At 60.6% G+C, this 25,222-nt stretch carries 22 protein-coding genes and 1 tRNA gene; 14 read left to right on the top strand and 9 right to left on the bottom strand.

What is annotated here, in order from left to right; all coding sequences use genetic code 11:
- Window positions 1–406 precede the first annotated feature (406 nt).
- A tRNA-Lys gene (locus AAF555_03385) sits at window positions 407–481 on the bottom strand.
- Window positions 482–744: 263 nt separating this feature from the next.
- On the opposite strand from AAF555_03385, the gene AAF555_03390 reads away from it, so the two are divergent.
- The 5 genes from AAF555_03390 to AAF555_03410 are packed head-to-tail and all read left to right on the top strand — an operon-like array spanning window position 745 to window position 6,905.
- Window positions 745–1,332: a thioredoxin family protein gene (locus AAF555_03390; GenBank protein ID MEM6910604.1), complete on the top strand. Its 588-nt coding sequence runs from the start codon at window positions 745–747 to the stop codon at window positions 1,330–1,332.
- A 33-nt stretch (window positions 1,333–1,365) separates the two neighbouring features.
- The gene (locus AAF555_03395; GenBank protein MEM6910605.1) at window positions 1,366–3,618 is read left to right on the top strand and encodes a PQQ-binding-like beta-propeller repeat protein; all 2,253 of its coding nucleotides are present in this window, start codon (window positions 1,366–1,368) and stop codon (window positions 3,616–3,618) included.
- Window positions 3,618–5,135, top strand: coding sequence for a PQQ-binding-like beta-propeller repeat protein (locus AAF555_03400; protein MEM6910606.1), 1,518 nt, complete (start codon window positions 3,618–3,620; stop codon window positions 5,133–5,135). The genes AAF555_03395 and AAF555_03400 overlap by 1 nt, the downstream gene beginning before the upstream one ends.
- 3 nt (window positions 5,136–5,138) lie before the next feature.
- Window positions 5,139–5,375 (top strand): hypothetical protein, encoded by a 237-nt coding sequence (locus AAF555_03405; protein ID MEM6910607.1) that lies wholly within the window; start codon window positions 5,139–5,141, stop codon window positions 5,373–5,375.
- Window positions 5,376–5,390: 15 nt separating this feature from the next.
- A complete protein-coding gene (locus AAF555_03410; GenBank protein MEM6910608.1) occupies window positions 5,391–6,905 on the top strand; it encodes a sodium:solute symporter family protein in 1,515 nt (504 codons plus the stop codon).
- A gap of 15 nt (window positions 6,906–6,920) precedes the next feature.
- On the opposite strand, the gene AAF555_03415 is transcribed toward AAF555_03410, so the two are convergent.
- Window positions 6,921–7,742, bottom strand: coding sequence for a PPK2 family polyphosphate kinase (locus AAF555_03415; GenBank protein MEM6910609.1), 822 nt, complete (start codon window positions 7,740–7,742; stop codon window positions 6,921–6,923).
- 130 nt (window positions 7,743–7,872) lie between these two features.
- Here AAF555_03415 and AAF555_03420 point away from each other — a divergent pair, with 130 nt between their 5' ends.
- The 3 genes from AAF555_03420 to obgE are packed head-to-tail and all read left to right on the top strand — an operon-like array spanning window position 7,873 to window position 10,641.
- Window positions 7,873–8,553 (top strand): metal-dependent hydrolase, encoded by a 681-nt coding sequence (locus AAF555_03420; protein ID MEM6910610.1) that lies wholly within the window; start codon window positions 7,873–7,875, stop codon window positions 8,551–8,553.
- Window positions 8,554–8,565: 12 nt separating this feature from the next.
- Window positions 8,566–9,555 (top strand): alpha/beta fold hydrolase, encoded by a 990-nt coding sequence (locus AAF555_03425; GenBank protein MEM6910611.1) that lies wholly within the window; start codon window positions 8,566–8,568, stop codon window positions 9,553–9,555.
- 39 nt (window positions 9,556–9,594) lie between these two features.
- Window positions 9,595–10,641, top strand: a complete 1,047-nt coding sequence (gene obgE, locus AAF555_03430) for a GTPase ObgE (protein MEM6910612.1) — start codon at window positions 9,595–9,597, stop codon at window positions 10,639–10,641.
- Between the two features lie 223 nt (window positions 10,642–10,864).
- Here the strand turns inward: obgE and AAF555_03435 are convergent, their stop codons facing one another.
- From AAF555_03435 to AAF555_03460, 6 genes are read right to left on the bottom strand one after another with little or no spacing between them, the layout of a single operon-like run.
- Window positions 10,865–12,124 carry a glycosyltransferase family 4 protein gene (locus tag AAF555_03435; GenBank protein MEM6910613.1) on the bottom strand — a complete coding sequence of 420 codons (1,260 nt, stop codon included), beginning with the start codon at window positions 12,122–12,124 and terminating at the stop codon, window positions 10,865–10,867.
- Between the two features lie 31 nt (window positions 12,125–12,155).
- Entirely contained in the window at window positions 12,156–13,301 is a 1,146-nt protein-coding gene (locus AAF555_03440) for an alkaline phosphatase family protein (protein MEM6910614.1), read from the bottom strand.
- Window positions 13,298–13,660 (bottom strand): response regulator, encoded by a 363-nt coding sequence (locus AAF555_03445; GenBank protein MEM6910615.1) that lies wholly within the window; start codon window positions 13,658–13,660, stop codon window positions 13,298–13,300. The genes AAF555_03440 and AAF555_03445 overlap by 4 nt, the downstream gene beginning before the upstream one ends.
- On the bottom strand, window positions 13,657–15,396 hold the full coding sequence (locus tag AAF555_03450; GenBank protein ID MEM6910616.1) for a SpoIIE family protein phosphatase: 1,740 nt from the start codon (window positions 15,394–15,396) through the stop codon (window positions 13,657–13,659). Before AAF555_03450 ends, AAF555_03445 begins: the two co-directional genes overlap by 4 nt.
- Window positions 15,393–16,574, bottom strand: a complete 1,182-nt coding sequence (locus tag AAF555_03455; GenBank protein MEM6910617.1) for a hypothetical protein — start codon at window positions 16,572–16,574, stop codon at window positions 15,393–15,395. The genes AAF555_03450 and AAF555_03455 overlap by 4 nt, the downstream gene beginning before the upstream one ends.
- A 7-nt stretch (window positions 16,575–16,581) precedes the next feature.
- Window positions 16,582–17,298, bottom strand: coding sequence for a sugar transferase (locus tag AAF555_03460; GenBank protein ID MEM6910618.1), 717 nt, complete (start codon window positions 17,296–17,298; stop codon window positions 16,582–16,584).
- A 111-nt stretch (window positions 17,299–17,409) separates the two neighbouring features.
- Here AAF555_03460 and AAF555_03465 point away from each other — a divergent pair, with 111 nt between their 5' ends.
- Genes AAF555_03465 through AAF555_03490 form a run of 6 tightly spaced genes read left to right on the top strand, consistent with a single transcriptional unit; the run spans window position 17,410 to window position 24,194 of the window.
- Window positions 17,410–17,721 (top strand): STAS domain-containing protein, encoded by a 312-nt coding sequence (locus tag AAF555_03465; GenBank protein MEM6910619.1) that lies wholly within the window; start codon window positions 17,410–17,412, stop codon window positions 17,719–17,721.
- A gap of 12 nt (window positions 17,722–17,733) precedes the next feature.
- The gene (locus tag AAF555_03470) at window positions 17,734–18,840 is read left to right on the top strand and encodes a hypothetical protein (protein MEM6910620.1); all 1,107 of its coding nucleotides are present in this window, start codon (window positions 17,734–17,736) and stop codon (window positions 18,838–18,840) included.
- 16 nt (window positions 18,841–18,856) lie between these two features.
- Window positions 18,857–20,083 (top strand): glycosyltransferase family 4 protein, encoded by a 1,227-nt coding sequence (locus AAF555_03475; GenBank protein ID MEM6910621.1) that lies wholly within the window; start codon window positions 18,857–18,859, stop codon window positions 20,081–20,083.
- Complete coding sequence (locus AAF555_03480) at window positions 20,080–21,564, top strand: WecB/TagA/CpsF family glycosyltransferase (GenBank protein ID MEM6910622.1); 1,485 nt, start codon at window positions 20,080–20,082, stop codon at window positions 21,562–21,564. Before AAF555_03475 ends, AAF555_03480 begins: the two co-directional genes overlap by 4 nt.
- Window positions 21,561–22,697 (top strand): glycosyltransferase family 1 protein, encoded by a 1,137-nt coding sequence (locus tag AAF555_03485; GenBank protein MEM6910623.1) that lies wholly within the window; start codon window positions 21,561–21,563, stop codon window positions 22,695–22,697. Before AAF555_03480 ends, AAF555_03485 begins: the two co-directional genes overlap by 4 nt.
- 3 nt (window positions 22,698–22,700) lie before the next feature.
- Entirely contained in the window at window positions 22,701–24,194 is a 1,494-nt protein-coding gene (locus AAF555_03490) for an oligosaccharide flippase family protein (protein MEM6910624.1), read from the top strand.
- Here AAF555_03490 and AAF555_03495 read toward each other — a convergent pair.
- A complete protein-coding gene (locus AAF555_03495) occupies window positions 24,191–25,060 on the bottom strand; it encodes a glycosyltransferase family A protein (protein MEM6910625.1) in 870 nt (289 codons plus the stop codon). The two genes, AAF555_03490 and AAF555_03495, sit on opposite strands and share 4 nt — an antisense overlap.
- Window positions 25,061–25,222: the final 162 nt, after the last annotated feature.

Below are 25,222 nucleotides of genomic sequence, written 5' to 3' on the forward strand. Positions count from 1 at the left end.
ACAGTGCCATTGGAGAGAGCTTCGAAGAGCTCGGGTTACCACAACCTAGGACTCTTCCCCTTCAAGACGCTCCACTCACAGTAGAATACGGCACTCTCAGGCAGGAATATCTCCCCTCTCTTCCACCCCTTCTGAAAAAAACCAACTTGTTCAGCGCTTCCCTAGGTCGGTTGTCTTTCCGAACTTGCGGCAAATTTCTCAGGAGCAGCTCAAGCCTCGATGCAAGCCGATTCTCACTTCGGCCCCGGTGACCGCAGACAAATCAGACCTTCCTCGGATGCGGTCGATTTCTCTTCTTTAGCTTTGCGCCTGTCCTTGAGACGTTTTTGGACGGCTGATTGGGAGGGCTCTGAGCGCTTACAGGCCCTGCGATGGCGGTCTTGGCCGGAGGAAGCGGAGGGGGAAATGGTACGCAGGCTGGGATTCGAACCCAGGACCAATTGGTTAAAAGCCAACTGCTCTACCGCTGAGCTACCTGCGCAAAATTTGGGAGGAGACTTAGGCCATCGATTGGCGATCTGCGCAAGAAGAAGTTCGGTCGGTTTTGGGCTTGTTTTGGGCTGGTCTGGGTGGAAAGACGTGGGGACTTGGGATGCGGAGCTGGTCGCCCCAAGCCGGTCCCGCGTCCGCCAGATGGCGAGGCCGGGCGCGCGCCTTTCTCGTGCTTCGGGGTAGATCAAAATTCAGGCGGCCTTTCTGCCAGTTCATTTTGCAGGTTCGTCTGTGAGAGCGTAGGGGAAGGCCATGGCCGAAGTGCAATCCACCTTTTCTCTCAAGCCCGGCGACGCGGCCCCTGCTTTCGCTCTTCCTGACCCGAGGTCTGAGCGGGAATGGTCCCTCCAGGCTCTGGAGGCCGGGCAGCCGTTTTTGATCGCCTTCGTCTGCAATCACTGCCCGTTCGTGGTCCATTTGGCGGAGGCGCTCGGGGAGTTCGCCAGAGAGGTGGCAGGACAGGGCGTGGCCACCATCGCCATCAGTTCCAATGACGTCGAAAACTACCCGCAAGACGCGCCCGAGAAAATGGTCCAATTCGCTCGAGTTTCCGGCTGGGATTTTCCGTATCTCTTTGACGAAGACCAAGCGGTCGCCAAGACCTACGGCGCTGCCTGCACGCCGGACTTTTTTCTCTTCGACGGGCAGGGAGAGCTTTTTTACGCTGGTCAGTTCGATGATTCCCGGCCGCGAGGCGGGGCGGCTAAGGTCACGGGCAAGGATTTGCGAGCGGCTGTGAACGCCCTCCTGGCAGGCCAAAAGGTGCCTTCTCCCGTTTATCCCAGCAGCGGCTGCAATATTAAGTGGAAAAAGGGCAACGAGCCTGCGTATTTTGGGTGAACCGTCCCTCTCCCTTTTCCGCCCCTCCTGCCTATGCGTCCCCTCTTCGCGCTTTTCCTTCTTCTCAGCTCCCTCGCTTCGGCCGAGGAGTCTGTTACTTATCAATCTTCGGGCGATTGGCTCACTTGGCGGGGGCCTTTCCAAACAGGACAAGCTTCGGAGTCAATCGATCTGACACTGCCCGAGGGAGGACTGACACCTCTCTGGACCAATCCCCTGGACGGGCGCGGAACGGCCTTGGTCCGAGGCGACCGGGTTTATGTATGGGGCTATGAGGGAACGGGGATCGAGCTGCAGGAGGTCTTGGCTTGCCTCGATCTGAAAACCGGCGAGACGATTTGGGAGTCCCGTTTCAATGACTTTATTAGCGATACCATTTACAATCGCTACGCCATCGGAGCCCCTGTCATCGATGAGGAGACGGGCAATCTCTACCTCCAAACCACCAACGGGGTCTTCATGGGCTTCAGTCCCGATGGAGAAATGCTCTTTGATCATTCGAGCATGGAGGAATACGGCCGACTGACCTTCCCCAACGGGCGGACCGGAGCGCCCATCATCGTGGGCGACTTGGTCATCATCCACTTCATCAACACCAGTTGGGGCGCGCAGGGCCCCGCCCGCGATCGTTTTTATGCCTTCGACAAGTTTACGGGCGAGCTGGCCTATGTCTCGACTCCCGGGGTGGGGCCTCAGGACAGTTCCTTTTCGACTCCCTTCGTGGAAACCCGCTACGGAATGCGTGTCTTCTATGCGGGGACTGGCTGCGGGAATGTGGTGGCGGTCAATGCGCTCAATGGCGATCCGCTCTGGCGTTTCCAGATGAGCAAAGGAGGGGTCAATTCCTCTCCTGTGGTCCACGGAGACAAGCTCATTTGCATTCACGGAAAGGAGAATGTGGATACTTCGGAGATGGGTCGCATGATCGCGATCCAACTTCCCGAGACCGTCGATCCGGAGAACCCGGCGGTCCTGGATCCAGAAGTCGAGATTTGGCGCAATCCGCTGGTGATGTTTACGAGTTCCCCGGTCTTGGTGGAGGATCGAGTTTACCAACTGACAGCCAAGGGGGAGTTGGCGAGCGTGGATGTGGAAACGGGGGAGATTGTTTGGTCGCTCAAGCTGGGGAATTCCAATCTCCATTCCTCGCCTCTTTTCTACGGCGGCTATCTTTTCGCGCCTCTCTTGGATGGGAAGCTGTTTGTGATCAAGCCCGAGGCGACCAGTGGGAAGATCGTGGCGGAAATGGAGTTGGAGGGCAATCTCATCGGTTCGCCATCCGTTAGCCAGCAGCACTTGCTTTTGCACACCACCGAGCAGCTTTATTGCTTTGCCCTGGAGGGAGAGAACCGCTCCTTCGCGCCGGTGCCGGAAAGGCCCGCCCTGTCGGCCGGCCAACCGATTGCTTTGCGGGTGGCTCCCGGTGAGGTGCTTTTGCAACCTGGGGAGTCTTCCCTTTTAAGTGTCACCCCAGTCGACGCCAAGGGCCTCCCGCTCGAGACCGAACTGACGCCCAGCTTCGCCCCTTTCATCCCGCCCACCGCCAAGGTGCAGGCTAAGATGGACGCTTCGATTTCCTCGAAACCTCTGAAAATCTCGGCCGGGGAAGGGGCTGCCCTCTCGGCTGGTATGTTCCGAGGCGTCGCCACGGTGGCAGGGCAGGAAGTGGCGGGCACGGTGCGGGGCCGGGTCCTCCCGAACTACCCTTACCAGGAGGATTTTGAAGGGGCGGCCATCGGCGAGGCGGGTTTCGCCTTCCCGCCCCTTCCTTGGATCGGAGCCCGTTTCAAGTGGGACATTCGGGAGGTGGATGGGAACCAAGTTCTCGCCAAGACGCTCGACCGCATTCTTTTCCAACGGACCCAGACCTTCATTGGTCATCCCGACAGCCGGAACTACACCTTTCAGGCCGATGTCATGACCGATGGCAACCGACGGATCAAGTCGGACGTCGGCCTTATCAACCAACGCTACCTCATCACCCTCAAAGGCAACTGGAACCAACTGGAAGTCAGCTCCAACCACGAGCGGCTGAAGGTGGCGGTTCCCTTCGCCATCTCGCCTAAGGTTTGGTATACCTTGAAAACGCGCGTCGATCTCTTGGAGGATGGGAGTGGTATCATCCGGGCCAAGGCCTGGGAAAAAGGAACGGAGGAACCAGCTGCTTGGACGATCGAGGTTCCCCATGCCACGCCCAATCTGAAAGGGGCGCCTGGCCTCTTCGGCTTCTCTCCCCAAAGCCAGAAAAAGGTCTTTGTGGATCATCTTCAAATCACGAACAACTGATGAAAACGACCGCTTCTTTCCTGACCCTTGCGGTCTTCTCGCTCACTCCTTTGTTGGCCGACGACTGGCCCACTTGGGGCGGCGCCGAGGGGCGCAATATGGTTTCTCCGGACGTGGGGATCCCGAGCGACTTCAACCCAGGCGATTTCCTCGGGATGACGGAGGACATCGACATGGCTACGACGGAGGGAGTGAAATGGGTGGCCAAGCTGGGCTCGCAATCCTACGGCACGCCGGTGGTGGGGGAGGGCAAAATCCTGGTCGGGACCAATAATGAAATTCCCCGCAGCCAAAAGCATCTTGGCGACCGAGGAATCATTTATTGTCTGGACGAGGAGACCGGTGAGTTTGAGTGGCAGTTTGTGGCTCTCAAATTGGGGGCCGGCAAGGTTTCCGACTGGGAGTATCTCGGGATCTGTTCCTCACCTCACATTGAAGGCGATCGCGCCTGGTTTGTTTCCAACCGCTGTGAGATTGTCTGCGTCGACTTGAACGGCCTTTCCGACGGGAACCAAGGGTTCCAGGAGGAGGTCAAGTATGTCAGCGCGGGGGAGCCGGTCGAGCTGGATGAGAGCGATGCGGATATTCTCTGGATCTACGACATGCGGGCGGAGCTAGGAGTCTTTCCCCATAACATTGCTAGCAATGCGCCCATCATCCACGGCGACTTGCTCTACGTCTCGACTTCCAATGGAGTGGATTGGTCCCACATCAATATACCTTCTCCCCAAGCCCCCTCCCTCATCGCGCTCGACAAGAACACCGGAGAGCTGAAGGGCGAAGAAGCTTCCGGAATCAGCAAGCGCATCCTCCATTGCAACTGGTCTTCCCCCGCCATCACCAAAGGGCTAGAGGAGGACCTTTTGGTCTTCGGAGCCGGAGATGGGTTCCTCTATGGCTTTGATCTGGAGCCGGTCTTGGATGAGGACGGCTTCGGCATTTTAGAAGAACGTTTCCGCTATGATTGCAACCCGGCTTCCTACCGCCGGGATGAGAATGGCAAGCCCATCAAGTATGCCACCTTCGAGGGCCCGAGCGAGCTGATTGCCACCCCGGTCATCGTGGACGACATGATTTACGTCGGGATTGGGCAAGACCCGGAACATGGCGAGGGTCTGGGGAACTTCGTGGCGGTGCCGGCCGGCTCGCAGGGCTCGGGCGAGTTGGCAGCCTGGAGCTTCGATGGGATTGAGCGAACGATCTCGACGGCCGCGGTGGCGGATGGCTTGGTCTATGTCTCCGATTACACTGGCCGCCTTTTCTGTCTCGACGCGAAAACCGGAGAAATGAAGTGGGAGCACGACACGCGCAGCCACATTTGGGGCTCGCCTTTGGTAGCGGATGGCAAGGTCTACCTCGGGAATGAGGATGGCATCATTACCATTTACAAAGCGGGTCCGGAGTTGGAGGTGCTCAATGAAATCGAGTTCTCCTCCCCGATTTATTCCTCCCCGGTGGTGGCCAATGGCGTGCTCTATGTCACCAGCCAGACCCACCTCTACGCCTTCGGCGAGTAAGGGATGAAGCCGCCTGTTCTTGGCGCGATCTTGGGCTTCCTTCTCCTGGCGATTCTTCATCAGGATGAGTGGAATTGGGACAATGGCCATTTGGTTTTCGGTTTTCTCCCAGTTGGCCTGGCCTACCACGCGGCTTACTCCCTAGTGGTAGCCCTTTTCTGGGCCTTGGTGATCCGCTGGGCCTGGCCGCGTCACTTGGAGGACTGGGCTGATCAGCCCGAGGACAGCGAAAATCCGTAAGCGCCCGCCCTCCTCATGACCCCCATTTTTGTCATTCTAGCCTACCTCGGGCTGCTGTTGTCTTTCGCCCTCACTTCGAAGAAATTTTTTCGAGGGACCAGCAACGACTACTTCGTGGCGAGCCGTTCCATCGGGCCCTTCATGCTGCTGATGTCCGTTTTCGGGACCACCATGACGGCCTTTGCGCTGGTCGGCTCGACTGGCAAAGCCTTCCAGCTGGGCATCGGCACCTATGGCCTCATGGCTTCTTCCTCCGGCTTGATCCACGCCGCCTGTTTCTTTGTCATCGGGCTGAAGCTCTGGGCCATTGGGAAACGGCACGGCTTTGTCACGCAGATTCAGTTCTTTCGCAGTCGCTTCCAATCAGACGGTCTCGGCTATCTGCTTTTTCCCATTCTGGTGTTGCTGGTGATCCCGTATCTTTTGATCGGCGTGATCGGAGCGGGCAAGACCATCATGGGTTTGACCGGGCCGAAAGGAGACGCTCCCGGGGTCTTCCCGGAAGTGTTCGCCGCCACCAATGGGGCCATCCCGCCCTCGATCACCGGGGCGGTCATCTGTCTGGTGGTCATGGGCTATGTTTTCGCGGGGGGGTCCCGGGCGGCGGCTTGGGCCAACACCTTCCAGACCTTGGTCTTCATGGCGATGGGGATCCTGGCTTTCAGTATGATTTCGAACAGGTTGGGCGGTCTCGGTCCCGCCATCGAGCAAGCCAGGGAGAGCCATCTCGTGCGAACGCAAAGCGCTGAAGCGGGCGTGCCGCCGATCACCTTTCTGACTTACATGTTCATCCCACTCTCCGTGGGGATGTTTCCCCATCTCTTTCAGCATTGGCTCACGGCGCGAAGTGCTAGGTCCTTCCGTCTGACGGTGGTGGCCCATCCCATTTGCATCATGATCGTGTGGGTGCCTTGTGTGCTGATCGGGATCTGGGCCACGGGCGTGCTCCCCCCGGAAACCACCCCGGGAACAGTCTTGGCCAAGATGATCGGGATCCTGGTGAAGGAACCGCTCATCGTGGGGCTGGTCACGGCAGGGATCTTGGCGGCCATCATGTCGAGCCTGGACTCTCAATTCCTCTGCCTAGGCACGATTTTCACGAACGACATTGTGCTCCACAACTCTAAGAAGACCTTGAGCGACAAACAGATCCTCTGGATCGCGCGCGGTTTCATCGTGGGCATCGTGGCCTTGACCTACGGCTTGTCTCTCTTGCTCTTTGAGAAGAACGTTTTCGATCTCGCGGTCTGGTGCTTCTCAGGATTCGCCGCGCTCACCCCCCTGGTCTTAGGAGCGCTCTATTGGAAACGGGCCACCAAGATGGGGGCTTACCTCAGCGTGCTGGCCACCGCTCTCACCTGGTTTCTCTTCTTCGCTCTGTCCGGGTTTGGCGGGGAGTTCACGGTTCTGGGGGGCGTGATGCCGGTAGCGATTTGTTGGTTGGCTGGCTTGCTCGGATTGGTCCTCGGCTCTTTGTGCAGTCGCCCGCCGGAAGCGGCGGTCGTGGAACGCTTTTTCCCGAAAGGGTGATCTCCGAGCAGGCCTTCAGTCGATCCGGATCTTCGAAGGATCGAAGTGAGGCTGGGGATACTCGAGGTTCATGCCCTCCAAGGTTTCTTTGAGGAGGTGGGCGATGACGAGGTTGCGATACCATTTGCGGTCGGCCGGGATGATGAACCAGGGCGCGTGGGGCTTGCTCGTCTGGCCGATGAGGTCTTCGTAAGCGCGCTGGAAGTCGTCCCAGCGAGCGCGGTCTTTCAGATCATCGGGCTCAAACTTCCAGAGTTTGTCCGGTCGGGTCAAGCGGGCCGCCAGCCGGTCTCGCTGCTCGTCTTTGGAGATGTGGAGGAAGAGCTTGAGGATGATGGTGCCTTCTTCGGCCAGCATGCGCTCGAAGTCGATGACATGCTGGTAACGGCGCTGCCAGACCTCGTCGGGAAAGAGCTTTTTCACCCGGACGGCAATGATGTCTTCGTAGTGACTGCGATTGAAAACCGCGATGTGGCCATTTTTCGGGGCATGTTTGTGAATCCGCCAGAGAAAATCGTGATCGAGCTCTTCTTCCGTGGGTTTTTTGAAAGAGGTGATGTGGATGCCATGGGCGTCCATGTGGGAAAAGACGTGACGAACCGTTCCGTCCTTGCCTCCGGCGTCCATGGCTTGGATGACCACGAGAATTTTTCGGGAATGGACGGCGTAGAAGATCCGCTGGAGTGCGCGCAGCTCCTCCACGACGCCCTCCAGGACCTTGGCGGAGGACTTTTTGTCGAGTTCGGGGAAGGCACTTTGGTCATTCCCAGCGATTTCCGAGAGACGGACTTGGCTCCCGGGAGCGACTTGAAATTTCTCCAGCAAAGATTTGCTCATGAGCGAAACGGTAGTCACGAAGGGTGCCGGGGCGCAAGCCCTTTGCCAAGGCGGCTGGTGCGGGTGGGGGCCAGGGAGGACGGGGACCCCTTTCTTTGACAAAGTGGGCGGCTGCGGGGAGTCTCTCCCCATGAAGATCCGCTATTTTGGCCATGCCTGCTTTTCGGTGGAGACGGCTGGGGGGACCCTGCTCTTCGACCCCTTCATCACCCCAAATGAGAAGGCGGGCGGGATCGAGCTGGAGCAGATCCAAGCCGACTTTGTTTTGCTGACCCATGGGCATGAGGACCACGTGGCCGATGCCGAAGCCATTCTCAAGCGGACGGGCGCCCTCCTGATCGCCAACTATGAGATCGTTTCTTGGTTCCAGCAGCGGGGAATCCAGCAAGCGCATCCGCTGAACCACGGAGGCGGGGCTGATTTTGCGTTTGGTCGCGCGACCTTCGTCCAAGCCGTCCACAGCAGCGTGCTGCCGGATGGCACCTACGGTGGCAACCCCGGGGGATTTGTGATCGAGGCGGAGGGGGAGACCTTTTACAATTCTGGCGACACCGCCCTCACGCTTGATATGAAGCTGGTGGGCGAGAAGTGGGCCATCGATTGGGCGGCCCTTTGCCTCGGGGACAATTTCACGATGGGCCCGGAGGACGCCGCGCGGGCGGCTGAGTTCGTGGGCACCCAGCAGGTGCTCGGGATCCACTACGACACCTTTCCCTACATTGAGATCGACCGCGAGGCGGCCCAGGCCACCTTCTCGGCCAAGGGGATCGAGCTTCATCTTCCGCCCATTGGAGGCGAGCTCGCCCTGTAGAGAACTCCCGTCATGGCCTCGTTTCAGTGGATCCGCTACCTCGCTCTTTTGCTGGCTGCTTTCTTGAATGTGGGCTGCGCGCTTTTCACGAAGGCCCAGGAACTTTCCCAGGAATTCGTTTTGCCTGAAAGGGCGCCTGTTTTGGAAGAGGCCAGCTGGACGGCGTCTGATGGCTTGACCCTGAGCTACCGGAGCTGGCGACCAGAAAAGGAGCCGGAGATGGTCCTGCTGGGCGTCCACGGAATCAGCGGAGCGGCCCAGGATTATGAGGGCCTGGCCAAGCACCTTCGCCAAGCCGTGGGGAGCATCGCGATTTACGCGCCCAATCTTCGGGGGCAAGGGCAGGACCCTCGTGAAAAGATGCGGGGCGACCTCGAGTCGGGGCGACGGTGGCGACAAGACCTCGAGGAGTTTTCCCGTTTGCTGCAAGCCAGGCACCCCGCGGCTCGCATGGTGTGGTTTGGAGAAAGCTTGGGATCAGTCATTGTGCTGAACGCTTTCGTAGAGCGGGAGGCGAGGGAGGTCCGGGTGGATGCTCTGGTGCTTTCCTCTCCCATCGTGCATTTGCGGAGCAAGCTGCCCGTTTGGAAGGAGCTGCTCTTTCGATCGGCCGCGCTGGTCATGCCGACCTTCCGCGTGGCGCTCGATCAGTTGGGCGATGAGCAAGCGAAAGAAGCCCGCGTGACCGCCACCAGCATTCATCAGGAGCAGGCCAAGAAGACGCCGTGGGCGGTCGAGAGCTACACTCTCCGGCAGCTCGAACAGATCGGCGCGATGGTGCGCCGGGCCGATGAGAACGCAGCTCAGATCCAAGTGCCCTTGCTGGTGCTCTACGGTGGCAATGACATTTTTCAGGAGCCGTGGGTCATTGAACGGTTTTTCCAGCGGGTGCCAGCGGTCGACAAGGAGAAGCGGTTTTACCCGGAGGGCTATCACTTGCTCTTGTATGACAAGGTGCGCCAGCAGGTCCGTCAGGACGTGGCCACTTGGCTCCAGAGGTGATTCCCATTGCGGGGCGGACGAGGCTGATTCTATTGGGCCATGTTTGTTGACCATATCCGGGTCTGGGCCCGTGCGGGCAAGGGGGGGGATGGCTCGTGCCACTTTCGGCGCGTGGCCTTCAATCCCAAAGGCGGGCCAGACGGGGGCGATGGAGGCAAGGGCGGCGATGTGCTGCTAAGGGTGGATGACAGCACGGACAGCCTAAAGCGCTTTTTCTATGACCCCAAGCTGCGAGGCGAGGATGGCAAGCCGGGGATGCGACAAAACATGAGTGGCAAAGGCGGCAAGACGGTGAGCTTCCCGGTGCCGCCGGGGACCTTGGTTTATCGTTGCCAAGCGGCGAGCTTGCAGGAATCCAATGAGCTGGCCAAGGCGGGGGACTTGGAAATGGAGCTGGTGGCTGACTTGGTCAAAAAAGGCGAGACGTTCGTGCTCTGCGCTGGGGGCCAGGGCGGCAAGGGGAACGTCCACTACAAGAGTTCCACCAACCAAGCGCCCCTGGAGCACACTCCGGGGGGCGAGGGCCAGGAGGGCATTTTTTTCTTTGAGCTTCGGCGGATGGCGGATGCGGGGATGGTCGGCTTTCCGAACGCCGGAAAGTCCACCCTGGTCTCGAAGCTTTCGGCCGCCAAACCCAAGATTGCCGCCTACCCTTTCACCACTCTCCGGCCGATGGTGGGGGTGATCGAGTTCCCGGGGTATTGCCGGGCGAGCGTGGCGGACATTCCTGGGCTCATCGAGGGGGCGAGCGAAAACGTGGGTCTGGGGCACGAGTTCCTGCGGCACATTTTGCGCTGTCGCCTGCTTCTTTTCGTGGTCGATATGGCGGGAAGCGAGGGGAGGGAGCCCATCGAGGACCTGATCCAACTCCGCACCGAGGTGAAGCTTTACAGCGAGGAATTGTCGCAGCGGCCTTGGATGATTGTGGCCAACAAGATGGATTTGCCCGGGGCGGAGGAAAAGCTGGAGGGGTTTCGCCAGCGCTTTGGGAAACGAGAAATTTTGCCCCTTTCGGCCAAGGAAAACCGGGGGGTCGATCTTCTCCGCGAGCGCCTGCGGGAGGAGGTGGGCCGGCGACCTGATTGAGGGCGGGGCTGGGTGGTTATACCAACCTCCAGAATTCACTGTTAGAATGGAGGGAAGGTGTTGTGGGGAAGAGGCGCTGAAGCGCGGGGAAGGGAGAGCCGGAGTCTTTGGAGCCAGCCCTGCGTTGCTCCTCGGTTACGGTGCCTGCACCGCGCCCTCGTCGCGCCTTGGTCTGGCTCGAAATCCACTCGGCCATTCTACCAGTGAATTCTGCAGCTTGGTATTAGGCCTTTCTCGCCTGGACCCGCTCTTCGGCTTTTTGGTAGATGGTTTCGAGTCGCTCGGCGATCGCTTTCCAAGTGAAGTGGCGGCGCGTTTTCCCACGACCCGCTTCGGCGAGGGCGGCCCGTTTTTGAGGGTGGCGGGCCAGGTCGAGGAGCGCTTGGGCGAGCGCTTCGGGTTGGTTGCTTTCGAAATGGAGGCCATCGCTTTGGTGATCGACCAGGCGCTGCAAGCCGCCCACTTTGGAGACGATGACGGGCAGCCCCGCCGCCCAGGCTTCCAGGACCACGATGCCAAAAGGCTCGTGGCGGGAGGGGAGAACGAAGCCGTCCATGGCGGCCAGGAGGTCCCGGTGGGCGGGGGATTCCGCTTCCACGGCGGGCAAAATCCGCACGCAGTCGCCCAAGCCATGGCTTTCGATTTCGTTCTCCAAGGTCAGGAGGTAGTCTGGCGCGGTCACGGGGCCACCCAGGAGGACCCGGAGGTCGAGCTCGGGCGCCATGGCTCGCGCGAGGGGGAGCGCCGCCAGCAGGACTTGCTGGTTTTTCTGAGGATCAATTCGGCTGAGGCAGCCGAAGACGAGGGCCGTTTCCGGCCAGCCGAGGGAAGAACGTCCGGTTGCTCGGTTTCCGCCCTCGAAGGATTCAGGAGTGACGCCGTTGGCTAGGTAGTGGACGCGGTCGTGGGGCAGGGCGGCTTGGGCCTTCTCGTATTCCGAGTGGCCGACGCAGAGGACGGCGTCTGCTTCTTCCAAGAGCTGGCGAGACCGAAAGAGGGCGCCGAAGGGCTTGCCCCATTCAAACTTTCCTTCTTGGGGAGCGATGAGGGAGCGAGCTTCGCTCGGGGGCACGTCGAAGACGTTTCCGTGGAGGGTGGCGAGGAAAGGTTTCTTGCGAAGGCGGGCCGCCGTCAGGACACTGCCCCCCATGCGCTTGAGCACGTGCGCGTGGTAGAGGCGCACGTCCGGGGCGGCCAGGAGGTGGGCGAAGAGGTCGAGAGAGAGGAGATTGCCGCCTTTGCGATCGAGGGCAGCCCGGTCTTCTGAGGAGAGGCCAAAGAAGGGGTAGCAGTAGCGGTAGCGGCGGATGGGAATGGCTCGCCACGTTTCCCGAGCCCTCCGGTGGAGTGCGCGGGAGGTGTGAATTTCCGGCTGCCCACCTTGCTTCTGCTGTTCTTGGCAGAGGTGGAGGATGACGCTTTCGGTGCCCCCCCAGTCGGACTGGGCGAAGCGGCGAGGGACGTGGAGGATTCTCTGAGCCATGCGGAGTCGGAAGGGTGAGGGGCGCCGGAGCTTAGCGCTGGGCGGCGGCTTGCATGACGGGATGAATCTGGGCCAGGTTGGTGACGGGAGAGGTTTCGCAGTTCGTCAACCAGCAGGCGGTGCTGTCGGGATGCTCGGGCGTGTAGCCGTGCATGCCGGTGACCTTGCGCTGATTGAGGAAGGAGGGGACGAAGAGGCTGCCCGGGGGAAGGAGGTAGAAGTGCTCGCCATAGGTGCGCTCCGGGAAGAGGCAATGCCAGGCGGCCAGCTGCGCATCGCTGAGGAGTTGGCCGTCTTTTTGGCTCCCCAAGAAGGCCAGCCCTTCTTCCCGGGCGGCTTCGGTTTCGAACCAGAAACGGGCCATGGTGGAGTCCCAGACGGCGATGTAGTCCCGCCCGTAGCGAAGACCGACTTCCCGGTTCCAACGGAGCAAGAGATCGGAGCAGGTGTGGACATCGGCCATGCCGTGGTCGGCAAAGAGATGGAGGCGGACCTCTCGGTAGTGTCGGCTTGCGAGGTCGGCCAGGTCGCGGAGGTCTTGGGCGAAGTTTTCAAAGGCGGCATCGACCTCTGGGTGCGCGGTCCCATAGCGGTGCATGGTGGCGTCCAGCTTGGCGGTGAAGAGGTAGAGAAGCTCGACTTCTCCTTTTTCGAGCGCGGTCTTGGCTTGGGCGATGTTGGCGGCATCTCCTTGCCGCCAATCGGAGCGCAACCAAGGGCGCCCGCTGGCGGTCCAGTCCTGGAAGATGGTGCGCTGCCCTCCACGGATGCCACCGGGTTCGTAGATGTCGTCTTTCTCGGTGTAGTCGAGGTAGGGCAGTTTCGAGAAGGGGACGGAGTAGAGCTGAAAGTAGCCGGTGTAGCCTTTGGCCCGCGCGACCCAGCGGCTGGCGCGGTTGCGGATACGGTGGTTGCCTGCGACCAAATGGGGCAGGAGTCCAAGCGGAGCCAGGGCCTGGAAGGGGGAGGCGGCCTGGGCCTTCACGAAGAAGGAGAAATGACCGTGTTCCTGCGGCAGGGTCCCCGTCAGGATGGTGGGGTCACAGGTCGAGGAATAGCCAAAGAGGGTCTCGCAGGGATGGCGCTGGGGAAGGAGGTCCTGGAGGTAATCTCGCCGGGTGACCTGCGACCATCCGAGCGCGTCCGCGAAGACGAAGAGGTCGACCCGCGGTTTCATGCCAGCAGTTCTTTAATTCGTTTGATGAGCTGCAAGGGGCTGAAGGGCTTGCCTACGACTTCGACGGCCCCGGCCGCCTTCAGCTCTTCGATCAAGCTGGGTTTGGCCCGGCCAGTCACGAAGATGACGGGGGTGTCTTGGCAGCCGGGGACGGCGTGGAGAGCGCGCATGACTTCGATGCCTTGGAGGTCAGGCAGTTCGTAGTCGAGCACCGCCAGGTCGGGGTTGATTTCAGCGGCCCGTTCGATGGCGGGTTTCCCTTGATCGAAAAAGAAGCCTTCCAGCTGGCCACGGCGGAAGTGCATTTGGTAGAGACGGGTCGTGGTGATGTCGTCTTCGGCTACGAGGATCTTTTTCATGGTTTTACGGAGACGGCGAGGAGGGTGCAATCGTCATCCCGGGTGTCGCTGTCGGTATGGTGGTCGATTTTCTCCTGGAGGGCCTTCCACATGGCCCGGACTCCCAGCTCGCTCACGCGATCGGCGGCTTCGGTGAAGCGTTTCCAGCCGAAGAGTTCGCCTCGGTAGTCCCACTCGTAGCAGCCGTCCGAGACGAAGAGGATGTGTTCTCCGCCCACCAGAGCGAGTTCTTCGGTGGTGTAGCGGCCGCCGGGAAGGAGCCCGAGAGGGGGGCCGGAGGGCTCCAGTTCCCGGCGCTTTCCGGAGGCGTCATAGAAGAGGGTGTGGCAGTGGCCGGCGTTGGCGTGTTCGAGGCGGCTGCCATCCTTGGCAAAGCGGGTCACGGCGCAGGTCACGAACATGGTCATGGTGCCGAGCTGGCGGCAGAGGGCGTCATTGACCGCTTCCAGCAGGACGTGGATCGGCTGCAAGTCTTTGCAGAGATCAAAGGCGGTCCGAAAGACGCTCGCCAAGAGCGCTGCGGAGACGCCTTTGCCCATGACGTCGATCAAGCAGACGACGAGATTGCCTTCGGAATCCAAGATGGCTTCGGCGTAATCGCCCGCCACGCCGAGGGAGCTGATTTGATCGACGATGACTTCATAGTGAGGACTGGAGGGCGCGGGCAGTATGGGGAGAAGCTGGCGCTGGATTTCGACGGCGATTTCCAGCTCACGAAGAGAGCGCTGCGAGTCGTCCCGCAGTTCCCGAAGGTGGCTGTTGGCGCAGGCGATGCCGAAGAGGTCGGAGAGGGTGCGGAGGCTATCGATATCGTGGGAGAAGAGCTTGGGCTTGTCGGGTCCCCGCAGGGCCACGAGCGAGCCGAAGTAGCTATCGCCTGAGATCATGGGCACGATGCAGCCAGATTGGACGGTCGAGAAGTCGAGCTGGGATAGCCCTTGGGCAGTGAGGTCTTCGAGGTCGTCCCAGATGATTTCCTTTTGTTCTCGGATGGGGACAGCCAGATTAGCCGGCAGTTGTCCATAGGGCAGAAACCAGTCGTGTGGCGAAAGCTGGGCCAGGAGCCCTTCGGGCAGGTCGGGCATGCCCGCGATGAAGAGGGAATCGAAGGGGTGGAGAACGAGAAAGTCGTCCAGGGCGGCCTCGATGAAGCCGGCGGCTCCATCCGATTCCAGGAGACTCTGGCTTAGGCGATAGAAGGATGAGAGGTTTTCGTAGCAGGCGGAGAGTTCGTCCAGGACGCGTTCCAGCTCGGCGTTGGGCGGGAGGACATTGTTGAGAAAGTCGTAGTGCTTTCGCAAGATGAGTTGGAAGCCGTGCGGGCCTTTCCAGGGATCGATCTGGTCCGAGAAGGAGTCCAGAATGAAGAGTCCGCGTCCATTTTCGGAGCTGGGGTCCTCCGGGAGCTGGGCATTTTCCAGGCGGGTGGTGTCGAAGCCGAGGCCGGGATCGGTCACGGCGAGAGCCACTTGGCCTTCGTCCGACCACCATTCCACCGTGACGCGCGCGGCGGCAGCTTGCTTGGCTCCGTGGACGATGGCGTTGATGACCATTTCGGTGAAGACGAGCTTCCAACCTTCTTTCTCTGCGCTGGAAATGCCCAGGCTTCCCAGGAACTCGATGAAGCGGGTGCGGACGGAAGCCACTTCGCTGGGGTGGGCCGGGATGACGCTTTTGGCGACGCTGAGTAGTCTCGTGGGTTGCTCGAGAATTTCCTTGTCGGCTTCGGTAATCATGCGCGGACAGCTCTGAGATTCGTCTGGAGGGCTTCCGCCAAGAAGGTGCGGATGACGGGCTGGATCAGCTCCTCGGGCTGCGTGCTTTGGTAGACGGCATGGAGGGCTTCGGTGTCATCGCCCGGTCGATGACATTGGTGGCAATCGGCGTAGGAAAAGACCCCGACGGGGGCGCTGCGGAGAATCCCCGACCAATCATGGCTGAGGCGATCTAGCTCTTCAAAGGAGCGTGGGAGCACGCCGAAGAGGTGCATCTTGCCCCGCCAGACTTCCGGCAACCAGGCGAGTCGTTCGTGCCAAAGAGCCTCCCCCTCCGGGACTCGGGCCAGGGAGAGGTGGGTCGTGCTCTCGAGACCTTCGGTGGCGAGGCTGGATTGGGCTCCCCGCCATCTAAGAAGGAGCCACAGCTTCAAGGCCTCCAATTTCTCGCCCAGGCGGACTTTTTTGGTGGGAGTCTCGCGGAAGGTTCCCAGGACATGGTCCTCGATCCGATCGAGCTTGGCCTGGTGGGTGCAATTGAAGACGGTCCCGTGATCGAGGATGGCGTTTTCCAGTCCGGTGACCGGGCCGAGGTAGGTGTTGGGGCCGACGTGGGCGTGGGAGAGGTGATTGTCCCCTGCCAGCATGCTGCCTTGGGCGATGGTGGTGTAGGGGCCAATCTCGCAATCCGGACCGATCGCCACATGATCCCCCAAGTAGATGGGATGGTGGATTTTGGTGCTGGGATGAATGCGGCAGTAGCGGCCGATGCTGAGGTATTCCGAGGCCTCGTCCTGCTGGAGGGCTTCCAGCCAGTCTTTCTGGAGCCGCAACCAATAGTGAAGGAGCGCCCAGCCATCGGCCGGAGGGGAGTCGAGCGGCGTCGACCCGGGAAGACGATCCGCTCGAAGGCTCCCCTCTTCCTCAGAGGAGGAGACCGGCTGCACTTCCCAGTCCAAACGCCAAAGGGTAGCCTGTTTCATGGCGGCCCGGATGGCGGCCGGTCGATCGGCTACCCGAAGCAGGACCTTGTCGAAGCCTTCGTCGATGGCGTGATCCAGCCAGTGGTAGAGGAGCGGTTGGTCGCCCACTTGCCAGAGGGCAAAGGGTTCCGGGGACTGCCTGACGGTATCAAGTTCTCCCCAGTCCGGGAGGGTCAAGCGGAGTTCCTTGGGAGCTGGCTGGGTGGGTTCCGACATGCTGGCGTCAGTAGGCGCCCTTGCCCAAGAGGACGGCAGGGACGGTTTTCAAGAGGATGCGGAGATCGCCCCAAAAGCCGGCCGATTGCATGTAGGCCAAGTCTAGCCGGACCTGGCCCTCGAAGTCGATCTCCGAACGCCCGCCAATCTGCCAGAGGCAGGTGATGCCCGGCCGGGCCCGCAGCCTTCTCAGATGGAAGGCGTTGTATTCTTGCACTTCTCGCACCACGGGAGGGCGGGGGCCCACCAGGGACATTTCGCCGCGGAGCACATTGTAAAATTGAGGCAGCTCGTCGAGAGAGTATTTGCGAAGGAAACGGCCGATTTTGGTGATGCGGGGATCGTCCTTCATTTTGAAGTTCACGCCTTCTTCACCATATTGATTTTGGTCGAGAAGTTGGTCTTTCAACTGATCCGCGTTCGGCACCATGGAGCGGAATTTCCACATGCGGAAAAGGCGCCCGGCCTCGCCGATCCGCTTCTGCCCAAAGAAAATCGGCCCGCCATCTTCTTTTTTGATGAGCAGCGCCACCACCAGGAAGATCGGCGAGAGCAGAAGGAGAGCCGCGCCCCCGCCCAGAAGATCGGTCGCCCGTTTGAGGGCTCGGGTCAGCTGGATGGTGGCCTGCCACGCCCACATCTTCCGGCGGGTGGCACGAGCCCAACTCCGGATTTGCTTGGGGTCGGAGGCATCACTCCAGTAGCTGGCAGGATCTACAGACATAGAAAAAATCAAAGACCCCTAAATTCTACGCAAAAGCGCTTTGTTTTTAAAGAGCTTAGCGTTAAAATTTCGAAGAACCTCTTTGCTACTGAGTCTTTTAAGCGCCGTTCCATGTTCTCCGCCGAGCAGACTGACACTTCGATTGAAATCACCTTAGCTGTCGAGTCGCTCGATGCCTCCAATGCCCCGGAATTTAAGAGCAAGCTCGATCCTCTCGGTCTCGAGGGGATGGAGCAAGTGAAGGTCGACTGTGGCTGCTTGGATTTTGTGGACAGCTCCGGAGTGGGGGCGCTTTTGAACGTCAACAATCGGCTTCAGGAGAGCGCCAAGCCGGTCACCCTTTTCAACGTGACCCCGCAGGTGGTGAGCGTGCTGGAGTTGCTGCGTATCCATCGTTTGCTCGAGGTGAAAGCCAAAGACTGAAGCGAGGCGATCATGGGGGCGTTCTTTCCGGGGGAGCAGGCGGAGTTAGAGAGTCGCCTCCAGGACCACTTCACTCGGGTTCGGGAAAGCCTTCCATCGGAACTCTTTCCCTTGGTGGAAGCCTTGGTCCTGGGAGGGGGTTATGGCCGGGGGGAAGGAGGGGTGCTGGAGAGTGCCACGGGACCGAAGCTCTACAATGATCTCGACTATTTCCTCTTCACCTCGGAGCCGGAGAACGAGGCGCTTTTGGAGTGGGTGCGGGCCATGGAGCGGGAGGAAACGGCCGCTCTCGAGATCGATGTCGAGGTCAAGTGCCTGCCGAAATCGGATGTGGCTGAGGCGTCTTCCTCCATGATGTTCTTCGACCTCGTCTCCGGGCATCACGTGGTCTTCGGCCCGGAGGACTATCTGGCCGAAGCGAAGTCGGAACTCCGGCCTGGATGCATCCAACTCGCGGAGGCTACTCGTCTGCTCTGGAATCGGGGAAGTGGTCTTTACTTTTCCAGATGCCGGGTGGGCCAGCGGGAAGAGCCGGATTTTGTTCTGCGCAATCACGCCAAGGCCAAGCTGGCTTTTGGCGATGCTTGGCTGGTCTTGCAAAGTAGCTATGTGGCCAGTTGCCAAGAACGGGGAAGACGCATGGCGCAAGTGGTCCTGCCCGAGGGCCTGGAGTCCTTGCGCGAGCTGCATCGACAAGGAGTGGCCTTCAAGATTTCGCCCCAAGCGCTGGGAGAGCTGGATGGCTGGGGCCGCTTGGAGGCCGAAAACCGCGCTTTGCGGGCCCTCTGGCAAAAGGTTTTTTTGCGAGTGGAACGGGAGCGCTTGGGGCTGGAACTTCGCGATTTTCGGAGCTACGCCCGGGCCCAGCATCGGCTCGGCCACGGAGCGCCTTTATGGAAGAATCCGCTTTTGGCGCTTCGGGATCGCCAAAAAAGGGGGGGACATCTCCGCCCGGTTTGGGACTACCCTCGCGGGGCTCTTTACCGCGCCCTCGTGCTGCTCAATGCCGAGGAGTCGGGCGAGGGCGTGGAACGGTTTTTGCCGCCCGAGGAGAGGGACGGTCAGGGTTTCCAGGGCTGGGAGAGGTCTTTCGAGAAGTGGTGGCATTTTTACAGCTGAGGGTGAGGCGATTCGGATGAAGGATTCCCTGCTCATCGTTCTGCCCTATGTGCCCTTTCCTCTTCGGCGTGGGACCTACCAGCGGGTCTATCATTTGGCGGAGCGGCTCGGGGCGCATTTTGCGGTCGATCTCTTTTGTCTCTCGCACGAGCCGGAAGACCAGCGTTTCCGGGAGCGCTTCGAGGCCTTCAGCCGTCGCCTCCATTTTTCGCCCTTCGAGCACCTTGCCTGGCCCAGCTTTTGGAAGGAGCGGCTTTGGAAGAAGACGCCCACCACGGTGCGGCATTGGTGGTCGGAGTCGGTTCGGGCTGACCTGGCTCGTTTCATAGAAGGGCAGCAGTATGACCGCGTTCTCTTCGTGGACTTGGTTCTTTGGCCTTACCTGGCGGCTTGTTTTCCTGATCACCCGGCTCTCATCGTGGATCGAAGTCGGGTCGACTGGTTGTTCCAGACCGAAGAACTGCGGACGCTGGCGGACACGGCTTGGGGACGATTCATGCGAAAGGAAAATCTTTTCAAGATCGCGCGCTTGGAACGGGAAGTGGCTGAGAAACTGGCCCTCATGGTGGTCTGCGGAGGCGACGATAAGAGCTTTCTGGAGAGCAAACTGGGGCCGCAGGACAAGATCCATGTGCTCCCCAACGGGGCGAATGCTTCCTTTTTCTCGGCCGAGGACTGGCCCTCCCAGCCCACGGCCCATCCTTCCGCCCTTTTTTGTGGGGCGCTCGACTACACCCCCAACACCGACGGCTTGCGGTGGTATTTTTCAGAGATTCATGAGCGGATTCTGGCAGAGGCTCCGGCCTATCAGGTGACCCTGGTGGGAAAAAATCCTACGCCGGAGGTCCAAGGCTGGGCGGAGCGGCCAAGCGTGGATTTCCAGGGAGAGGTGCCGGATGTGCGCCCTTTTTACCAACAGGCTTGGCTGCAAATCGTGCCGCTCCGGATCGGTGGTGGCACGCGATTGAAGATTGCCGAGGGCCTCTGTTTGGCCAATCCGGTGGTCTCGACTTCCTTGGGAGCGCAGGGGATCGATCTCGTGCCGGGGGCGGATCTTCTCTTGGGTGACACGCCCGAGGAATTCGCGGCCGCTTGCCTGCGCTACCTGGGGGACGAGACGCTCCGCAAACAACACGGGCAAGCGGGGCGAGCCGCCATTTTGAAATCCTACACTTGGGAGTCTTTGGGCGATTCGCTGGCCGAGCGCTTGCGGGCTCTTCCCACCCACGCCGCCCAGCCATGAAGGAAGCCACGGAGAGAAATGCTTGGTCGCTGGGCGAGCCACCGGTCTCGGTCATTCTCGGCCTGCCGTTTCACGATGTGACTTTCGAGGAGGCCATCGAGGAGTGCCGACGCCTGTTGGCCGATTCATCCCGAACTTCTTATCTGGTGACGGCCAATCTCGACTTCGCGGCCCAGGCTTATGAGGACATCGATCTGCGCAAGATCCTCTTTTACGCCGATCGGGTGGTCTGCGACGGCATGCCGATGGTCTGGCTCTCCCGGCTTTTGGGCCGTCCTCTGCGGGAGCGGGTGGCGGGTTCGGATATGGTGCCGCGCCTGCTGGCCTTGTGCGCCCAGGAGGAGTTTCCCGTCTACTTTTTCGGAAGCGATGAGACGACCTTGAAGGAGTGCAAGGGGCTGCTCGAGCAGAAGTATGAGGGCCTGCAAGTGGTGGGGTGCGAGGCCCCTCCGATGGGGGCTGTGGTGGAGTGGGACAACGACGCCATCGCCAGACGGATTCGAGAAAGCGGCGCCCGCTTGCTTCTCTTGGCGCTGGGCTGCCCGAAGCAGGAGCGGTGGATTTATGCCCATCACCAAGAGGCCGGGGCGGCGCTCAGCATTGGAATCGGAGCCAGCCTCGATTTCATCACGGGCAAGCAAAGGCGCGCGCCGCTCTGGATGCAGAAGAGCGGCACGGAGTGGATCTGGCGCATGAGCACCGATCCGCGGCGATTGGTGGCCCGCTACGCCAAGGACTTGGTTTTTCTGGTGCGCGCTTCGCTGCGGCAACTTTGGTCGCTCCGGAAGCGCCCGCTGAGACCGAGTTTGCCCGAATCGGGGATCGAAGAGTTGCCCGAAGAGGTCATTCTCCTGCGGTGGGTGGGAGAAATTGATCGCGGGCACCTCGAGCGGGCGGAGCTGCCTGTGACCTTGGCGCAGCCGGTGCTGTGCGATCTCTCGCAAGTGACGTTCATGGACAGTTCGGGCTTGGGCTGCTTGGCGCAGTTGGCTCGCAACTGCCGGAATGAGGGGCAATCGCTGGCCCTTCTCCAACCTTCGGAAGTGGTCACTCGGACCTTGGTGGGCATGAAGATGGACAGTCTCTTTGAGGTGGTGGCCAGCCAGGAGGAGGCGGAGGCGCTTTTTGAGGACCATCGCATGCGGCCAACCGGCACCAATCTCAACGCCAGCAAGGGCCGGGTGACGGTGACCTTCGGTTACTCGCTCGAACTCTCGACCTTCGACGACATGGTGGAGACTCTCAGGCGGGCCCTGGCGGAGAATCCCGATTTGAAGGAATTGGTGGTGGATCTCTCGGGCGTGGAGTTCATCGATAGCCGGGCGGTGGGCGGGCTCATTCGAGTCAACCGGGAGGTGGTGGCAGCGGGCGGAAAACTCTTTTTGAGCCATCCCCGGCCTTCGGTGAAAGAGACCCTGCATCTCTTGCGCCTGGAGGGCATTCTTCCCCAGCTGCCCGAGGAGAAGGGAGAGGCCTCATGAAGGTGCTTCTCTCGGCCGGCATGATCCAGGGGGGGCGTTCGGGGGTGGGGCGCTACGTCATTCAACTGGCCCGTGCGCTTCAGGAGCTGGAGGGGGCCCCGGAGCTTTTTTTGGCGGGTTTGGCCGAGGACCGGGAACATTTTCCGGAGGTAGAGGACGGCCATTGGGTCACCATTCCTTCGCGGTTCGCGCGGGGCCCTTTCAATCTTCTTTGGCACCAGGTGTTTTTGGCCAAGGAGCTGCGGGCCCGGGGTATCGAGGTGGTCCACATTCCGAGTTACCGGCGGATGCTGTGGCGTTGTCCGGTGCCGCAGGTGGCCACCATTCACGACTGCGCGCCCTTTGTGATGGCGGGCAAGTATGATGTCTTTCGCAATTTTTTCGGGCAGCAGGTGGTGCCGCGGATCGCGCGTCGCGTCCAGCGAGTGATCGCCGTTAGCGAGACCACGGCCCGCGACATCACTCGCTACCTGGGCGTCCCCGCTGAGCGCTTGGAGGTGGTGCCCAATGGCATCGACCACACGGCCTTCCGACCGCAGGCGGCGGAGGAGGTGGCCCGCTTCCGAGAGCGGAAGAAGCTCAGCCAGCCCTTCTTTTTGTATGTGGCGCGACTGGAGCACCCAGCCAAAAATCATCTGCGCTTGATCGAGGCCTTCGAGAGGTTTCGCGAGGAGACGAGCGCCGATTGGCAACTGGTCCTCCCCGGGGCCCCTTGGCATGGGAGCGAACGCATTGAGGCGGCCGTCCAGGATTCCCCTCACTCCGCAGTCATTCGCTTGGAAGGCTTTGTCGAGAATGAGGACTTGCCCCTTTGGTATGCGGCGGCCGGGGCCTTGGTTTTTCCCTCGCTCATGGAGGGGTTTGGGCTGCCCTTGCTGGAGGCCATGGCCTGCGAGTGCCTGGTGGCCTGCGCCGATGCCACCAGTCTGCCGGAAGTGGCCGGGCCCGCTTCGCTGCTTTTTGAAGGGACCTCGGTCGAGAGCCTGACCCAGGCTTTGCAGGAGTTGAGCGAAATGAGGGCCGAGGAACGGGAGCGGCGACGGGGCGAGGGTCTCGCTTGGGCGGCCCAGTTCACCTGGAAACGGCACGCGGAGGGGGCGAAGCGTCTCTACGGCCAAGTGAAGGAGGATTGAGCTATGGCGGAGTGGAAGAAGCGTTTTTGGTCGAATACAATTAGCAGCTACATCCAAGTGGTGGTGCGGGTGGCGCTGGGGTTGATTCTCTTTCGCCAGCTCTTCTCCCACCTGAATGACGCGGAGTTCGGTTTTTGGTCGCTTCTGTGGTCGCTCTTCGGCTACGGAGTCCTCTTGGATTTCGGGTTTGGGTTCACCGCCCAGAAGGCGGTGGCCGAAAAAACGGCCCAAGGAGACATCCAGGGATTGAGCCGGCTCTTGGCGACCATTCTTTGGACCTTCATTGGACTGGCCGTTTTCATGATGGTGATTTTTCTGCTCCTTCGCGATCCCTTTCTGGACGCGGTCAATGCCCCGCCCGAGTTGCGAGCCGAGTTCACCCGGGCCTACCTCATCTTTTTCGTGGGCATGGCCCTGATGTTTCCGCTGGGCGTCTTCCCCGAAATGCTGCGCGGCCTGCAACGCATCGACCTCGCGAACTGGTTCAACACCGCCACCACGGTCTTGCACTTCGCGGGCATCGTGGGGGCTCTTTGGGCGGATTGGCGCTTTAGTGATATTCTCACGATCAGTGTCATCACGAGCCTGCTCCCGAGCGTTTTCGCGGCCATCATGGCGGTCCGCCGGCTGCCCGGGCTTTCTCTTTCGCCCCGGCTCTTCCAGCTTTCGTCGGTCAAGTCCCAGATGAGTTTTTCCCTGGCTGCCTTTCTCATCACTTTCAGCAATCTCCTGATGGCCAAGAGCGACCAACTGGTCCTCTCGCTCACGGTGGGGGTGGCGGCGGTCGCGATCTACCAAGCGGGCTACAAGATGGGCGAGATGCTGAATCTTTTCTCAGTCCAGTTGCAAAGCGCGCTCTCGCCAGCGGCCGCCGATTTGCAGGCGCGGGGGGACCGGGCTGGCCTCCGCGATCTTCTCCAGAGGAGTTCCCGCCTCGTCTTCCTGCTCATCACGCCCGCCTATGCCCTGACGGCCGTCTACTTGGAGTCTCTCATCCAGTTGCTGACGGGCTTGGCGGTGGTTCCCCGGGAGACCTATTGGGTGGGGCAAGCCCTCGCCCTAGCCGTCTACAGCCAACAGCTCACCAATGGAGCCAGCAAACGCATTCTCATGATGTGCGGGCATGAGAAGAGCCTGCTCTTTCTTTCGGTGGGGGATGCCTTTTTCAATGTGACCTTGAGTGTCCTGCTCGTCTACCAGTTCGAGGTCCTCGGGGTGGCGCTCGGCACCCTGATTCCGGCCGTTTTGATCGGCTGGATTCTGGTCTTGCCCCTGGCCCTACGAGCGCTGGAGTTTCCTGTGAAGGATTACCTGAGGTTTCATTTCCAAGGAACGAAACTGCCCTTGGTGCTCTGTCTCAGCACTTTGGCGCTCTTGCAGTGGCTGGCCCCCATGCCGGCCGAGGGTGGTTTTTGGCCGCTCGCTTGGAGGGGAGCGCTCGCGGGTGGCCCGGCCATGCTCTTATCCCTGCGTGTCCTGCGGCAGATGACGCGCTAGGCGGCGAGCGGGGAGTGATTGGCCTTCCAGCGGCCGTAGCGCTGGGCCAAGCGGATGGGTAGGGAACGGGTGATGGCGGCAGGCTGGCCGGTGTTTTGGAAGTATTTCCAATCGCGCGCCAAATCGGCCAGCGTCCCTTTGAGCACGGTGCCGACAAAACGGAGGGTCCCGGGGGGGACGTTGCCCGCCTGGCTGACGGCCAACATGTCGCCAAAGGCTCGCTGGTAGGCTTGGGGGGCGGTGTAGTTGTGGGAGTGGATGGCGATGGATTTCTCGGCGAAGACGATTTCGCGCCCGGCTGCCTTCATGCGGCGGGACCATTCATCGTCCTCCGCATACTGTAGGTCCTCCCGGATGGGATGCTCTTGCCAAATGGACCGGGTGGTGGCGCAGCTGACCATGCTAAAAAAGTGGTCCCATTCATGAGACTCCCGCTCGGGACCAAAGCAGCGCTGGTAGTCGTGCGCGTGGACACCCCAGCAGTCCTCGCGAGGGATTTGCCGACCGAAAACCGCTCCCAGCTGGGGACAGTTGGCTCCCGCCTGCAAGAGTTCTCTTAACCACTGTGGGTTGGCTGGGGTGGCATCGGCATTTAGGAAGACGACCCATTCGTGACGGGCCTGGCGCATGCCCCAGTTCAAGACCACTCCCGGGACATAGGTGCCTTTCGGGATTTGGTGAAAGCGAGCGGGGGCGAAAGACTCGATGATTTCAGGGGAGCCATCGCTCGAGCCGGAATCGATGACCAAAAGTTCGGTCTCTCCCGGAAAATCCTGTTCTCGAAGCGCGGCCAGCGTTTCTCCAATGGCCCACGCTTCATTGTAGGAGCGCATGACCACGCTGACGGCTGAGGGAAGGGCACTCATCTGCTCAAGAAAGTTTCGGTTTCTTAAAGAATAACGGGTTTTGCCTTCCATTCCAAGAAGACAGTGTGGGCCGAGGGTGCAAAATGGAGCGGAGCGGGGTCAGGTTTTGCCATTCAGCCTGGGGGCGAGGCGCGTGATTTCCCGTCGGCTGCCGGTTGCTCC

The organism is Verrucomicrobiota bacterium (genome assembly GCA_039027815.1).
In the GTDB taxonomy this organism is placed as follows: domain Bacteria; phylum Verrucomicrobiota; class Verrucomicrobiia; order Verrucomicrobiales; family JBCCJK01; genus JBCCJK01.

What these genes read in the sequence shown, in the direction of transcription:
- AAF555_03390 (MEM6910604.1), top strand. Translation starts at nt 745, where the DNA reads ATGGCCGAAGTGCAATCCACCTTTTCTCTCAAGCCCGGCGACGCGGCC.
- AAF555_03395 (MEM6910605.1), top strand. Translation starts at nt 1,366, where the DNA reads ATGCGTCCCCTCTTCGCGCTTTTCCTTCTTCTCAGCTCCCTCGCTTCG.
- AAF555_03400 (MEM6910606.1), top strand. Translation starts at nt 3,618, where the DNA reads ATGAAAACGACCGCTTCTTTCCTGACCCTTGCGGTCTTCTCGCTCACT.
- AAF555_03405 (MEM6910607.1), top strand. Translation starts at nt 5,139, where the DNA reads ATGAAGCCGCCTGTTCTTGGCGCGATCTTGGGCTTCCTTCTCCTGGCG.
- AAF555_03410 (MEM6910608.1), top strand. Translation starts at nt 5,391, where the DNA reads ATGACCCCCATTTTTGTCATTCTAGCCTACCTCGGGCTGCTGTTGTCT.
- AAF555_03415 (MEM6910609.1), bottom strand. Translation starts at nt 7,742, where the DNA reads ATGAGCAAATCTTTGCTGGAGAAATTTCAAGTCGCTCCCGGGAGCCAA.
- AAF555_03420 (MEM6910610.1), top strand. Translation starts at nt 7,873, where the DNA reads ATGAAGATCCGCTATTTTGGCCATGCCTGCTTTTCGGTGGAGACGGCT.
- AAF555_03425 (MEM6910611.1), top strand. Translation starts at nt 8,566, where the DNA reads ATGGCCTCGTTTCAGTGGATCCGCTACCTCGCTCTTTTGCTGGCTGCT.
- obgE (MEM6910612.1), top strand. Translation starts at nt 9,595, where the DNA reads ATGTTTGTTGACCATATCCGGGTCTGGGCCCGTGCGGGCAAGGGGGGG.
- AAF555_03435 (MEM6910613.1), bottom strand. Translation starts at nt 12,124, where the DNA reads ATGGCTCAGAGAATCCTCCACGTCCCTCGCCGCTTCGCCCAGTCCGAC.
- AAF555_03440 (MEM6910614.1), bottom strand. Translation starts at nt 13,301, where the DNA reads ATGAAACCGCGGGTCGACCTCTTCGTCTTCGCGGACGCGCTCGGATGG.
- AAF555_03445 (MEM6910615.1), bottom strand. Translation starts at nt 13,660, where the DNA reads ATGAAAAAGATCCTCGTAGCCGAAGACGACATCACCACGACCCGTCTC.
- AAF555_03450 (MEM6910616.1), bottom strand. Translation starts at nt 15,396, where the DNA reads ATGATTACCGAAGCCGACAAGGAAATTCTCGAGCAACCCACGAGACTA.
- AAF555_03455 (MEM6910617.1), bottom strand. Translation starts at nt 16,574, where the DNA reads ATGTCGGAACCCACCCAGCCAGCTCCCAAGGAACTCCGCTTGACCCTC.
- AAF555_03460 (MEM6910618.1), bottom strand. Translation starts at nt 17,298, where the DNA reads ATGTCTGTAGATCCTGCCAGCTACTGGAGTGATGCCTCCGACCCCAAG.
- AAF555_03465 (MEM6910619.1), top strand. Translation starts at nt 17,410, where the DNA reads ATGTTCTCCGCCGAGCAGACTGACACTTCGATTGAAATCACCTTAGCT.
- AAF555_03470 (MEM6910620.1), top strand. Translation starts at nt 17,734, where the DNA reads ATGGGGGCGTTCTTTCCGGGGGAGCAGGCGGAGTTAGAGAGTCGCCTC.
- AAF555_03475 (MEM6910621.1), top strand. Translation starts at nt 18,857, where the DNA reads ATGAAGGATTCCCTGCTCATCGTTCTGCCCTATGTGCCCTTTCCTCTT.
- AAF555_03480 (MEM6910622.1), top strand. Translation starts at nt 20,080, where the DNA reads ATGAAGGAAGCCACGGAGAGAAATGCTTGGTCGCTGGGCGAGCCACCG.
- AAF555_03485 (MEM6910623.1), top strand. Translation starts at nt 21,561, where the DNA reads ATGAAGGTGCTTCTCTCGGCCGGCATGATCCAGGGGGGGCGTTCGGGG.
- AAF555_03490 (MEM6910624.1), top strand. Translation starts at nt 22,701, where the DNA reads ATGGCGGAGTGGAAGAAGCGTTTTTGGTCGAATACAATTAGCAGCTAC.
- AAF555_03495 (MEM6910625.1), bottom strand. Translation starts at nt 25,060, where the DNA reads ATGAGTGCCCTTCCCTCAGCCGTCAGCGTGGTCATGCGCTCCTACAAT.